Source organism: Paractinoplanes deccanensis, from assembly GCF_016862115.1.
In the GTDB taxonomy this organism is placed as follows: Bacteria; Actinomycetota; Actinomycetes; order Mycobacteriales; family Micromonosporaceae; genus Actinoplanes; species Actinoplanes deccanensis.
Genome location: NZ_BOMI01000222.1, coordinates 1 through 12168 on the forward strand (window position 1 = coordinate 1; position 12168 = coordinate 12168).

Annotated in this window: 11 protein-coding genes, 1 tRNA gene and 1 pseudogene; 9 read left to right on the forward strand and 4 right to left on the reverse strand. The window is 67.4% G+C overall.

The genetic code is table 11. The annotated features are described in order from the left end of the window. Positions 1 to 201: 201 nt before the first annotated feature. On the reverse strand, positions 202 to 1911 hold the full coding sequence (locus Ade02nite_RS48520) for an ABC transporter ATP-binding protein (protein ID WP_203778238.1): 1710 nt from the start codon (positions 1909 to 1911) through the stop codon (positions 202 to 204). 61 nt (positions 1912 to 1972) lie between these two features. Here Ade02nite_RS48520 and Ade02nite_RS48525 point away from each other — a divergent pair, with 61 nt between their 5' ends. After that, positions 1973 to 2524, forward strand: a complete 552-nt coding sequence (locus Ade02nite_RS48525; RefSeq protein ID WP_379037741.1) for a TetR family transcriptional regulator — start codon at positions 1973 to 1975, stop codon at positions 2522 to 2524. On the opposite strand, the gene Ade02nite_RS48530 is transcribed toward Ade02nite_RS48525, so the two are convergent. Further along, positions 2506 to 2578 (reverse strand) — tRNA-Arg (locus tag Ade02nite_RS48530). The two genes, Ade02nite_RS48525 and Ade02nite_RS48530, sit on opposite strands and share 19 nt — an antisense overlap. A gap of 244 nt (positions 2579 to 2822) precedes the next feature. Between Ade02nite_RS48530 and Ade02nite_RS48535 the strand changes: the two genes are divergently transcribed. The 6 genes from Ade02nite_RS48535 to Ade02nite_RS48560 all read left to right on the forward strand — a co-directional run bounded on the left by Ade02nite_RS48535 (position 2823) and on the right by Ade02nite_RS48560 (position 7418). After that, on the forward strand, positions 2823 to 3368 hold the full coding sequence (locus tag Ade02nite_RS48535; RefSeq protein WP_203778240.1) for a SigE family RNA polymerase sigma factor: 546 nt from the start codon (positions 2823 to 2825) through the stop codon (positions 3366 to 3368). Then, positions 3365 to 4102 (forward strand): hypothetical protein, encoded by a 738-nt coding sequence (locus tag Ade02nite_RS48540; protein WP_203778241.1) that lies wholly within the window; start codon positions 3365 to 3367, stop codon positions 4100 to 4102. Before Ade02nite_RS48535 ends, Ade02nite_RS48540 begins: the two co-directional genes overlap by 4 nt. Positions 4103 to 4190: 88 nt before the next feature. Then, positions 4191 to 5363, forward strand: coding sequence for a DUF3500 domain-containing protein (locus Ade02nite_RS48545; RefSeq protein WP_203778242.1), 1173 nt, complete (start codon positions 4191 to 4193; stop codon positions 5361 to 5363). A gap of 65 nt (positions 5364 to 5428) precedes the next feature. Then, positions 5429 to 5956, forward strand: a complete 528-nt coding sequence (locus Ade02nite_RS48550; protein WP_203778243.1) for a hypothetical protein — start codon at positions 5429 to 5431, stop codon at positions 5954 to 5956. 54 nt (positions 5957 to 6010) lie between these two features. Further along, positions 6011 to 6634: a uridine kinase family protein gene (locus tag Ade02nite_RS48555; protein WP_239169634.1), complete on the forward strand. Its 624-nt coding sequence runs from the start codon at positions 6011 to 6013 to the stop codon at positions 6632 to 6634. Positions 6635 to 6644: 10 nt separating this feature from the next. Continuing rightward, positions 6645 to 7418 carry an alpha/beta hydrolase gene (locus tag Ade02nite_RS48560; RefSeq protein ID WP_203778244.1) on the forward strand — a complete coding sequence of 258 codons (774 nt, stop codon included), beginning with the start codon at positions 6645 to 6647 and terminating at the stop codon, positions 7416 to 7418. Here Ade02nite_RS48560 and Ade02nite_RS48565 read toward each other — a convergent pair. Continuing rightward, positions 7406 to 8560: a Gfo/Idh/MocA family protein gene (locus Ade02nite_RS48565; RefSeq protein ID WP_203778245.1), complete on the reverse strand. Its 1155-nt coding sequence runs from the start codon at positions 8558 to 8560 to the stop codon at positions 7406 to 7408. The genes Ade02nite_RS48560 and Ade02nite_RS48565 overlap by 13 nt on opposite strands. Positions 8561 to 8633: 73 nt before the next feature. Here Ade02nite_RS48565 and Ade02nite_RS48570 point away from each other — a divergent pair, with 73 nt between their 5' ends. Both Ade02nite_RS48570 and Ade02nite_RS48575 read left to right on the forward strand, forming a co-directional pair. Further along, on the forward strand, positions 8634 to 10238 hold the full coding sequence (locus tag Ade02nite_RS48570; protein WP_203778246.1) for an HsdM family class I SAM-dependent methyltransferase: 1605 nt from the start codon (positions 8634 to 8636) through the stop codon (positions 10236 to 10238). 5 nt (positions 10239 to 10243) lie between these two features. Then, on the forward strand, positions 10244 to 11203 hold the full coding sequence (locus tag Ade02nite_RS48575) for a restriction endonuclease subunit S domain-containing protein (protein WP_203778247.1): 960 nt from the start codon (positions 10244 to 10246) through the stop codon (positions 11201 to 11203). A 111-nt stretch (positions 11204 to 11314) separates the two neighbouring features. Here the strand turns inward: Ade02nite_RS48575 and Ade02nite_RS50175 are convergent. Continuing rightward, positions 11315 to 12037: pseudogene (locus Ade02nite_RS50175) on the reverse strand (IS5 family transposase); the annotation flags it as partial. Positions 12038 to 12168: the final 131 nt, after the last annotated feature.

Here is a 12168-nt window from a genome sequence, read left to right on the forward strand (position 1 = left end):
CAACCGCAAGAAATTCCAACCCACCCAGCCGCCGCCATCCCCCTTCGCGCGAGCCCTTTGGGCGGCCCCAGCCGACCATCCCGATATCCACAATCCCGGTCATCCACAACCCACCAGCACGATCTTGCGATTCAACGGGACAATGACGCTCTCCAGGCGGGGGCCCCCAAGGGAGGGCGGGCTGTCTGAGGCGGACAAGGCTCAAACCGCAGCCGGCGTAGCGATCCGCAGAGCCTCGATCAGCCCTCGATAAAGCTCATCCGACCCCAGCAAAGACTCATGAGTCCCCTCCGCCCGAACCCGCCCGTCCTGCAACACGACGATCCGATCCGCATCGATCACCGTGGACAGCCGATGCGCGATCGTCACCACCGCCGACGTCTCCGCCCTCTCCCGCACGCACCGATGCAACGCCGCCTCCGTCAGCGCATCCACCTGCGCCGTAGCCTCATCGAGCAGCAGCACCGACGGCGACCGCAGCAGCGCCCGCGCCAGCGCGATCCGCTGCCTCTCGCCTCCGCTCAGCTCCGCCCCCGAGATCGGCGTGTCGAGCCCTCTGTCCAGGCTTTCCACCTTGTCCCGCAGGATCACCCGCTCCATCACGTCCCACAGTTCCGCCTCCCCGGCGTCGGGCGCGCTGAGGAGAAGGTTCTCCCGGATGGTTCCCGGCACCACCGGCGCTTCCTGTTCGACGTACGCCAGCTCGTCTCTGATCTCCGCGTGTGTCAGGTCGGCGTAGCGCTTGCCGTGCAGCAGGATCGTCCCTTCCTGCGGGTCGAGGAAGCGCAGGATCAGCGAGAACATCGACGTCTTCCCCGCACCCGACGGCCCCACGATCGCCGTGTGCCCTCGGGCCGCGATGTCCAGGCTGACCCTGTCGAGCGCCGGCGGCGTCGAGTCGTTGTAGCGCAGTGTCACGTCGCGCATCGCCAGCACCGGTGCCTCGGGGATGGCGCGGGTCGGCCGGGGCGTCGACGTCTCTTCGCTCATCGCGTACACCTCGCTGATCCGCCGTGCCGCGGCGATGCCCGATTGCAGCGCCGTGACGTTCTGCGTCAGCTCGCCGATCGGCCCCATCAGCTGGAACGCGTAGAGCAGGAACGCGATCAGGCTGCTGACTTCGAGCAGTCCCGCGTCGGCCCGCCAGGCGCCCACTCCGAGCACCGCGATCACCGCGAACGACACGCCGCTCCAGGAGACCGTCCAGACCCAGGCCGCCCGTCGCGCCGCTCGCACGTTGTGGGCCGCCGCCCTGCGGGCGTCGTCCTCGATTTTCGCTTCCTGTCGCGTCTCGGCCCGGCTTGCTTTGACGGTACGCATGGCGCGCAGCGTTCCTTCGAGCTCGCCGCCCAGCTCGCCGACCGCGTCCTGCGCCGCCTTCTGCGCGCGGCTGATCGTCGGCAGGAGCACCGCCATGACCGCGCCGATGACCAGCACCGCGCCGAGCGTGCAGAGCAGCAGCACCAGGTCGAGCGTGCCCATCAGCACCAGGGTGGCGACGAAGGCGAGGCTCGCGTTGACCAGTCCGACGATGCTGGACGAGGCCTGGTGGAGCAGTCCGGGGTCGGCGGTGACCCGGGTGACCAGTTCGCCGGTGGGGCGGCCGGTCAGTTCGGCGAGCCGTGCCCGGAAGTAGCGCTGGATCACCGAGACGCGCGCGTCGAGCACCACCTGTTCGGCGAGGGTGCCCATGAGGATCCACTGCCAGAGCCCGATCACCGCGCCGGTGACGACCAGCGCGAGCAGAAGCGTGATCGGCCCGGCCAGTGCTCCGCCGTCGCCGAGGGTGTCGATGATGCGCTTGGTGGCGAGCGGCGCGGCGAGGTTGGCCGCGTTCGAGACGAGCCCGAGGATCAGCCCGAGCAGGAGGACCGGCCAGTGCGGCCGGAGGAGGCGCAGGAGAATCTGCATGTTCTGTAGTGGAACACACGTGTTCCATGACGGGCAATGCCAATTCCCGTAGGGTATGCGCGTGACCACCGGTACGAAGAACCGCACGCGGCAGGCGATCGTCGACGCCGCGATCGAGCTGCTGGCGGGCAACCCGGCCTGCTCCCTCGGCGAGATCGCCGCCGCGGCCCAGGTCGGGCGCACCACGCTGCACCGCTATTTCGCCGAGCGCGCCGACCTGATGGCGGCCGTCGCCGACGAGGGCGGTGAGCGCCTGACCCGCGCGGCCCGCCTGGCCGAGCTCGACCGGGGCACCGGCGCCGAGGCGCTGCTGCGGCTCTGCCGCGAATACTTCGATCTCGGCTCGCTGCTGTCGCTGGTCTTCAGCGAGCAGACCGGCGACTGCTGGGACGCCCAGGAGGAGCCCGGCGTGGAGGCCGTGGTGCGCCGCGGCCACGCCGACGGCTCGATCGACCCGGTGCTCCCGGCCGACTGGGTGGTGAGCCTGATGTGGTCGCAGCTCTACGCCGCGTGGTCATATCTGGGTGAACGCCCCGGCGCGTCCCGCCACTACGTCCTGGACCTGCTGACCCGGACGGTGGCCAACGCTGTGCGTGGGCCCGGCGCGATTTGAACGCGCGACCTACCGCTTAGGAGGCGGTTGCTCTATCCACTGAGCTACGAGCCCGTCGAAGCGAGGGTACCAGTGAAGACCCACACGGTCGCGCGCGCTCAGGGGGCCGCGGCCAGGGAGACCTCGACGTCGCGGTCGCTGTCGACCCGCACCCGTACGAGAGGCGTGACTGTCTCCAACGCCGGGAACGCTGCGCGCGCAACCGGCTTTTCCCAGGCTGGCGTGGTTGGCCTACCTTCGTGGCCGTGTTCTTTCGGGTGAATGCAACCCTGGCCGCGGCCGGAATCGTCATCGGGGCGTGAGACGAGACAGCGGCTCGGGCGTAACCGAGCGAGACGAGCAGTTCCACGATTTCGTGGTAGGCCGGCGCCCTCGCCTTCTCCACACGGCGACCCTGCTCACGGCGGGCGACACGCATCTCGCGGAGGATCTGGTCCAGGCGGCGCTGACGAAGCTGTACGTCGCCTGGCCGGCCTTCCGGCGGGCGAGCAACCCGGACGCGTACGTGCGCCGGGTCCTGGTCAACGCGCTGATCGACGAGCGGCGCCGGGTCTGGCGGCGGCGCGAGAAGCCGATGGCCGAGTTGCCCGACGTCGCGGGCGCCGCCGACACCGACGGCGTGGGCGACGCCGTGCAGCAGGCGCTGCGTGATCTGCCGCCCCGGATGCGGGCCGCGGTGGTGTTCCGCTACTTCTACGACCTCGGGGTCGCCGAGACGGCGGACGCCCTCAACTGCTCCGAGGGCAACGTCAAGAGCCAGACCGCCCGCGGGCTGGAGCGTCTCCGCGCTGCGCTCGACTCGGCGCAGCCCACCTTTCTCAGCAGTCAAGGAGCCACCCGATGAGCGACCTGCGTCATCACTTCGAGAAGATCGCGGGCCCGGTCCCGGCACAGGCGGCACCGGCCGCGGTCGAGGCCGACCTCACCCGCGGGCGCCGGGCCCTGCGCCGCCGCCGTACGGTGCAGTCGATCGCCGGTTCGGCGTTCGGTGTCGCCGCGCTGGCGGCCGCGTTCGCGGTGGCCACGTCCGGCACGTCGGAGTCCGCCAATGCCCCGATCGCCCAAGGTCCGGCCGCCGAGAGCCGGGCCGTCGCGAGCCCGGTCGCCGTTCAGCTCGTCGCCTACAAGGGCGAGCAGCCCAAGGGTTTCACCGTCGACAAGGTGCCGTCCGGCTGGTACATCCAGGGCGACGACGCGTACTCCCTGGTGATCGCCCCGAAGAACACCCCCACTGCCGTGCCGTCCTCGGCCGGCCTGAACGACCCGCACAGCTTCGTCGGCAAGATCGCCGTGATGCTGGAGTCGAAGGACCAGAGCGGCCCGAGCCGCGAGGGCAAGAAGGTCAAGGTCGGCGACCAGGACGGCCTGCTGCTCAAGAGCCTCAACGCCGTCAACCCGGACGGCTCGATCCCGACCGCGACCAGCGGTGACACCGGCTGGGAGCTGTGGGTGAAGCAGCCCTCCGGCGTCTACATGATCATCCAGGTGTGGGAGGGCGTGGGCCTGAGCGAGGCCCAGATCGTCGAGCTCGGCGCCGGCGTGCACGTCCACAAGGGCGCCCAGCAGGGCGTCGGCTGAAGCACCAGACCTGACGGGGCCCGCGGTTCGCGGGCCCCGTCTGCCTAATTGCGCCCCATTTGCACCAATAGCCCCATACGCTGGCGTGGTGATCAGAAAGCTCTGCGTCGCCTTCTCCGCGACCCTGCTCCTGGTGGCCGGGTGCGGGTCGGACGATGACGACGCCGTCGAGACCACCACGTCGAGCGCGACCGGCGTCGCCGGAGTCGTGGCGGCCGCCGAGGCGTTCCTCGCGACCCTCGACGACGACCAGAAGGAGTCGGTCGAGCTCGAGCTGAGCGAGGCCAACGCGACCGCGTGGAGCAACCTGCCGTGCGGGTCGTCCTGCCGGGTCGGCATCCAGTTCGAGACCCTCAGCGACGATCAGCTCACCGCGGCCAAGAAGGTGCTCCAGGCCGCGACGGGATCCAGCACGGGTACGGGCTACGACCTGGTGATGCAGATCCTGCTGGCGGACGACTACCTCGGGTCGGTGCAGGGCACCCAGAGCGCCGGCCCCGGCGCGTCCGGCGGGCCGCCCGGCGGGATGATGTCCGGCGCACCACCGTCCGGAATGTCTGGTATGCCGAGCGGTGGCGCCTCTGGCGGCCCGGGCGGGGGCACCGGCAGCGGCTACTCCAGCGGCAACTACTTCATGGCCTTCCTCGGCACCCCGAGCACCACCGACGCCTGGCAGCTGCACTTCGGCGGCCACCACCTGGCCGTCAACCTCACCTACAAGGGCGGCGCGGTCGGCGGCGCGAGCCCGTTCTTCGTGGGCGTCGAGCCGACGAGCTGGGAGGACGACGGCACCACGTACCAGCCGCTCGAGTCGATGCGCCAGGCGCTGCTCAAGGTCACGGCCGGCCTCTCGGACACCGAGAAGGCCAAGGCGAAGCTCGGCAAGACGTACACCGACGTGCTTGTCGGCCCCGGCGAGGACGGCCAGTTTCCGGAGACCAAGGAGGGGCTCCCGGTCAGCGGCCTCACCGACGACCAGAAGGCGCTGGTGCTCGCGGCCATCAAGCCGTGGGTCGCGATCGTCGACGACACCACCGCCGCGTCGCTGATGAAGACCTACGAGTCCGAGCTCGACCAGACGTACATCGGCTGGTCCGGCACCACGGGCCTGACCGCGCACGGCGACTACGTGCGCATCGACGGCCCGAGCGCCTGGGTCGAGTTCGTCTGCCAGAACGGCGTCGTGATCACCAACAAGATCCACTACCACACCGTCTACCGTGACCACACCCGCGACTACGGCGGCGAGTTCGACTTCTGATGCGGTCACTTCTCGTAGTGCTGGGGGCGCTCCTGCTGGGGGCGCCCCCGGCGTATGCCCACCCCATGCCGTACTCCGCCGTGATCCTGGAGCGGGAGGGCGGCCACGTGACCGCCGAGCTCCAGCTGCCGGTCGAGGACCTGGCCGTCGCCAGCGGTCTCGACCTGCGCACCTTGCCCACTGCGGACCTGCCGGCCGCCACGCCGGCCATGCGCTCCTACCTGTCCCGGCACGTCCACCCCACAACAGATGACAAGCCTTGGTCGGTACGCTTCGCCGACTTCACGATCGCCGGCACCGGCTCGTATCGCGAGCTCATCGTGCACGCCGAGCTGACTCCGCCGGGTGGGACGAGCGCCACCGAGATGACGTTCGGCTACGACGCGATCGTGCACGAGGTCGTCACGCACACCGTGCTGGTCTCCGTACAGGACAAGCGGGTTGGTGAGATCAGGGTCGACAACCGCACGATGAAGGTCGAGCCGCTGACCGTCGCTTTCCCGGCGGAACGACCGTGGGGCCTCCTCGCCGGCGCCGGGGCCGTTGCCGTGCTGGCCGTCGCGCTACGCTTCCGGCGGCGCCGCTTCGCGTGACTCGCCCATCGGCGTTTGGTTGACGTGTGGCAAGCATTTTGTAGCCTCGTCCCTATGTTTCCCGGTCCGGGTGAGCCGGCGGCCGGCCCCTGGCTGGCCGAAAGCTTCGAAACCGTCGTCGAGGCCCTTTTCGACGACGGTTTTTCGCGCGGCGGCCCTCGCGTCATCGCCGTCGACGGCCGCGGCGGCTCCGGCAAGACCACGTTCGCCGACCGCCTGGCCAAGGCCGTTCCCGGCGCCGAGGTCGTCCATACCGACGACGTGGCATGGTGGCACTCCCGCTTCGGCTGGGCGGACCTCATGGTGGACGGCATTCTCGCGCCACTGCGCGCCGGGGAGGACGTGCACTACACGCCTCCCGGCTGGCTCGCGCACGGCCGTACGGGCGAGATCTTTGTCCCTGCCGCGGCCCCTGCCGTGATCGTCGAAGGCTGCGGCGCCTCCCGCCGCGAGCTGGCCCGCTTCCTCGACGTCGCCGTCTGGGTCCAGTCGCCGTTCGACGACGCCCGCACCCGCGGCCTCACGCGCGACCTCGCCGAGAAGGGGATCGCGTTGTCCGACGCCGAGCGCGAATGGGACGAGTGGATGGCCGAGGAAGTCCCGTTCTTCCTGGCCGATCAGCCGTGGCTGCGCGCCGACCTGATCGTCAGCGGCGCCGGCGACTTCCGCGTGGCCTAACGTTCAGGGCATGGTTCCGCACGTAGTGTTGCCGCCGTCCGGCGGCCCGCGCCCCGAAGCTCCCGTCGTCGTCGGCTACCACCTGCTCGACTCGCCGCGCACCGAGCGCGCCTTCGCTGCCGCCCTGCCGCTCGACGGTTTGGACGCCTGGAAGATCTACCTGCGCCTGCCCGTTCCCACCACCGACCGTGACGAGCTCTGGCGCCTGGTCGCGGAAGACGTCGTCCTGAATGTCTACCAGCACGTCATCTTCGGCGCGCTGGCCGAGTTCCCGACCGCCCTGGCCGCCATCCGCCGCGAAGCCGGCATCTTCGAGGACGTCCCGATCGGCCTGCTCGGCGGCTCGGCGGGCGGCGCCGCGGCCCAGCTGGTGCTCGCCGAGAGCGGCTTCTCCGCTCAGGCGATGGTCCTGGTCAATCCCGTCGTCCGCCTGCGCGACACGATCGACGGTCTGGCCGATGCGTTCGGTCAGAGCTACACCTGGGGCGCCGAGTCGTCCGCTGTCGCCGCGCGCCTCGACTTCGTCGGCCGCGCCCCGGAGATCTCCGACGCCGCGATCCGTTTCATCACCGGCGCCGACGACAGGGCCGACGCCATCATCGCTCCGGTCGGCGATGCCGTCGACGCTCTTTCGTCGGCCGGCGCCACTGTGGACTGCCACGTCGTGCCGGACATGGCTCACGCTCTGGCCTGGGAGCCCGGAATCGAGCCGGCCCCACAGACTCCCCACGCGGCCGCGGTGGACAAGCTGGCCGTCGAATGGTTCCAGCGCTACTTGTTCTGAAGCCTCACCCAGGCCCCCGTCGCCACGGAGCGTTCCAGCGCGTCAAGCGCTTCGGCGCTACGAATCGCATCGACCAGCGTCGCGCCGTGCGGCTTGCCCTCCCTTATGGACCGCAGGAACCGAGCCGCCTCGATGACCTTGAGATCGTCGTATCCCATGGGAATCCCCGCCCCCGGCTGGAACGCGCCGAAGTCGCCGTCGCCTGATTGAGCAAACCGGACTTTCACGCTTTCATCCTGATAGTCGTCGCCCGCTGCGACGCCCAGCTCGCCCATGCGCCGGAAGTCCCAGAACAGTGCCCCTTTGCTCCCGTGAATCTCGAAGCCGTAGCTGTTCTGCTCGCCCACCGCGACCCGGCTGCAGTCGAGCGTGACCCGCGCGCCACTGGCCATGCGCAGCAGGCTGGCGAAGTAGTCCTCGTTCTCCACCGGTCCGGGTTCGCCACTGCCCCGCTCGTGCCCCTTTGTCGCTCCGGCCGGCCGCGGCCTCTCGGGAATGAAAATCGCCGTATCGGCCACGAGCGCCTCGATCTCGCCGAGCAGGTAGCGAATCAGGTCGACGCCGTGCGCTCCGAGGTCTCCCAGCACTCCGTTGCCGCCGCGGTTGCGCTCGAAGCGCCAGCTGAGCGCCCCGTCGGGATGGGCGGCATAGTCGCTGAGGAATTTGAATCGCGCGTGGGCCACCTCGCCGATGACCCCGTCGGCAATGAGCTCTCGTGCCCGCTCAACCGCCGGCGCATTCCTGTAGTTGAACCCCACGGCGACCCGCACCTCCCCGACGATCGCCCGCGCATCCTCCGCACTGAGCCCGACCGGTTTCTCGATCCAGATGTGCTTGCCGGCCGCCGCGAAGGCCGCCCCCATCTCCCGATGCAGAAAGTTGGGCGCCGTGATGCTGACAGCATCAACCTCAGGGTCGTCCACGAGCTCGCGCCAGCTCTCCGTGGCTCTTTCGAACCCGTACCTCGTGGCGGCAGCTTCCGCCCGTCCAGGAACGTCATCCGCCACCGCCACCAGCCTGAGCGCCGGCAGATCGGCAAAGTGATGAGGAACCCGCGCATACGCCTGCGTATGCACCCGTCCCATCCACCCGAACCCCACAACAGCGACGCCGAGCGTTCCCTCCGTCACGTTGAGCAGCATATCGGTGGGTGCGTCCTGTCGTCGGATCGAGTCGCTGCCCGAGAGTGTCGGACCTTGACCATAGGATGGCTCGGTGCCCGGAGAGAATATGGACTACAACCGAACGCTGAGCGGTCCTGAGCACCAGCAGGTGCGCTTGCCCGTCATCGAGGAGCTGGCGAAGGCGGGTTGGAGCCGAGACCAGGTTCGCTGGCAGCCCGAGTGGCGCGTGCCCAAATCTCCGCATGACGCCGCGCAGCGCGAGGGCGGCAAGTCCTTCTCGTCGTGGCCAGTTGATCTGGCGCTGTTCGATGACTCTGCGCACGTCGACGACTGGCAGCACGTCGTCGTTCTCTTCGAGTTCAAGGCCCCGGAGCTCAATCAAGGCATATCGCAGCTGGAGATCTACCTGGCTCGTGAGCCTCGAGCAAAGCTCGGCTACTGGACAAACGGCCTCGAGAACGTTCGGGTTTACAAGCTCCCCGACGGAAATTTCAAGCACGAACGCAATCGCGGAGTACCGAAGCCGGCCGAGGAACTCGAGCTGGCTTCCGACAAGCCCCTTACATACAACGACCTTCGCATCCCGCAGAACGGTCACCTCCGCTCCGTGTTCAAACGCCTCCTCGATGCGGTGGTGGCGCGTGATAGCCGCGCCACCCGCTCCGAAGCGCAGCTGAACGAGCTCTGTAACCTTCTGCTTCTCAAGATTGATTCGGACAAGAACGGCCAGGCGTCACCGAACGAGCCAGTACAATTCCAACTCTCCGGCGGCGGTGAGGCCGAGACCGCCAAGAAGATTCGAGAATTGTTCGCCAACCTGACGAAATTCCAGCCGGAAGTATTTACCGATCCTCACGAAGTCGATCTCAATCTCGACGACCATAGTATCCAGGACGTCGTCTACGAGCTGTCCGGTTTGAACCTGGTCAGCATGCGCCCCGAAGCCATCTCATCAGCCTTCCAGGTCTTCCGCCGGGCCAACCTGAAAGCTGGTGAGGGGCAGTACTTCACTCCGCAGAGAGTGATCGAGGCAGCCGTCGAGCTCATGGAAATCGACCCCAGTGACAAAGTAATCGATCCTGCCTGCGGCACCGGCGGGTTCCTGGTGGAGGCCTACCTCTCGATGGTTGAGTCGATGAGGGTAGGCAGCAAGATGGAGGACGCGGCGGCTCGCGGCCGGGCTCTCCAGAGGGTCTACGGCGTCGACAAGGACGCGATCAATGTTAAGCTCGCCCGCGCGCTCATGCTCAGCCTTGGCGACGGTGGAGTGCACATCCATGCGGGCGACTCAATTCGCGGAGACAGATGGGAACGTGATTATCCCCATCTCGTGAAGCCTCTTGCCGACGAGTCCTTCACCGTGGTTCTCACAAATCCTCCGTTCGGCCAGGGTCTCAAGGTGAGCAGTGTAGATGCGCGTCGCAACAAGTACACGATCGCTCGACGCGGAGATGGCCAGTACCGGGCATTGGAGATCGGCCTGATCTTCCTAGAGCGGGCACACCGACTTCTCGTGAGTGGGGGCAGGCTGGGCATCATTTTGCCGGAGACATATTTCTTCTCAGCGACCTACAACTGGTTGCCAGACTGGCTGGATAGCCGGTTCATCCTGCGCGGCGTCGTCAATATTCCGATGGAGGCTTTCCAGGGCTTCTGCCGAGCCAAGACAAACTTGTACGTTTTCGAGAAGAGGTAGGCGTGATGGCATACCGACCCAGCTGGTTCCGAGACGGCTATGTCTTTGTCTCGTACGCGCCCACCGTCGGCATCAACAAGGATGGCGAAGAGCTTTACGTTGTCGATCCGCGGACTGGCACGCGGACCAACGAGCTGGATGACAAGGTGCTCGAAGACGTCAAGAGTGTTATCTTCGACAAGAGGACTACTCCGACGTCCCGGTGGGTCGAGCGAGAGAAGTTCGAACCAGGTTTGCAGGCGGTTCCGGTCTACTTCGATGATCGCTCGGTTGGGAACTTCGAGGATCTTCTTAAGGATTCCGAGTTCGAAGGATTCCACGCCGTCACGCTGGGCGAACTCGTCGATGACGGGCGTGTCGTCGCCCGGCCGGGGCATGGAAGCCCAAGCGCCGACCTGCGCACCGGCACGGTTCCGTATATCAAGGTGTCAGACCTGAGAGCCGGTCAGGTGAACATCAATCCGACCAACCGGGTCACCGACATCGTCGCCGAGCGGTTCTGGCGAGGCAAAAGTTCCGGACTATCGGCGTACGACATCCTCACGCCCATCCGCACCAGCAAGAATATCGGCGATTTCGCGGTACTTATGCCGGGCCAGGAAAGGCTGGTCCTCACCAAGGAGATCTTGGTGCTGCATGCCGCCGAAAATGCAGATTTCGACAACTTCTACCTGCTGTGGGCCATGAGCTTACGCGCGGTGCGACGGCAGTGGGACCGGATCGTTTTCATGCAGACGAACCGCGAAGACGTGGGGAGCCGCTACCGCGAGATCCTCATTCCTGTGGCGCCGAACAGTAAGCGGGCTGAGGAGGTCAGCGAGTCGTTCCGGAGCTACTACCTCGGTATGCAAGAGCTACGTCAGTCCTTCCTCAACCACCTGAGTGAGTCGGACAAGTACCACATCTTTCTCTCGAGCGTCGAGGCGGTCGAGGAAGAGATCGAAGAAGAGCTCGATGACATGTAAGACCGCATCTCATTTGGGGTTGTTGCTGGTTAACAGGTTGAGCTTGACGGCGCGGCGGTAGCAGATGACAGCGCGTGCCAGGCGCAGGAATCCGAGGAGGTGAGGAGCCTAGAGTTCGTAGCGGCGGACCAGCCGCCGGAACCGGGTGACCCACTTTAGGCAGCGCTCCACGACGTAGTGGTGCCGGCCGAGCCGGTTCGAGGCCTCGATGCCCTTTGCGGGCGATGCGGGGGCTTGATCCCGCGTCGGGTCAGGGCCTGGCGGCAGGGCCGGTAGTCGTAGCCCTTGTCACCGTGCAGTTTCGCGGGCCGATTCCGGGGCCGGCCGACCGGCTGGCGCACCGGTGCGATGCCGTCGAACACATCCTGCAGGGCCGTGTGGTCGTTGACGTTGGCAGCCGAGATGTCGGCGTGCAGCGGAAGCCCGTTCCGGTCACTGATTGCGTGACCCTGGGAACCGGGCTTGCCGCGGTCTACCGGGCTCGGCCCCGTCAGGTCCCCCTTTTACCGCCCGTACGCGCATCGCGTCGAGACTGGCCCGCGACCAGTCGATCTGCCCGGCCGCGTCGAGCACCGCCTGATGAAGCGCCGCCACCACCCCCTGCGTGACCCACTCGCTAAACCGGCGGTGCGCGCTGGTCGACGAGATCGGGAACGACTCCGGCAGCTCATTTCAGGCGCAGCCGGAGTCCAGCACGTACAGGATCGCGGCGAGCGCGATCCGGTCGCTGATCCGTCGCCGCCCACCACCCTGGTGCCTTTTCGGCTGCTCAGGCAGCAACGGCTGCGCGGGGCGCCACAACGCTTCCGGGCAGTACTTCTCTACATCACCCACGGCCGTACAACGAACCACCTTGCGGTACAACAACCGCAAAATGGGATGCGGTCTTAAGGGCCTGACAGCGCTTTCGCCGGCAGCAGCCCCAGTGACCACGGCCGGTGCGGTGCGCGATGGGTGCCACCTAA

Bases quoted from the DNA above. Each gene is read 5' to 3' on its own strand.
- Ade02nite_RS48555 (WP_239169634.1), top strand. From the start codon at position 6,011: ATGTTTCCCGGTCCGGGTGAGCCGGCGGCCGGCCCCTGGCTGGCCGAA.
- Ade02nite_RS48520 (WP_203778238.1), bottom strand. From the start codon at position 1,911: ATGCAGATTCTCCTGCGCCTCCTCCGGCCGCACTGGCCGGTCCTCCTG.
- Ade02nite_RS48560 (WP_203778244.1), top strand. From the start codon at position 6,645: ATGGTTCCGCACGTAGTGTTGCCGCCGTCCGGCGGCCCGCGCCCCGAA.
- Ade02nite_RS48565 (WP_203778245.1), bottom strand. From the start codon at position 8,560: ATGCTGCTCAACGTGACGGAGGGAACGCTCGGCGTCGCTGTTGTGGGG.
- Ade02nite_RS48575 (WP_203778247.1), top strand. From the start codon at position 10,244: ATGGCATACCGACCCAGCTGGTTCCGAGACGGCTATGTCTTTGTCTCG.
- Ade02nite_RS48540 (WP_203778241.1), top strand. From the start codon at position 3,365: ATGAGCGACCTGCGTCATCACTTCGAGAAGATCGCGGGCCCGGTCCCG.
- Ade02nite_RS48550 (WP_203778243.1), top strand. From the start codon at position 5,429: ATGCCGTACTCCGCCGTGATCCTGGAGCGGGAGGGCGGCCACGTGACC.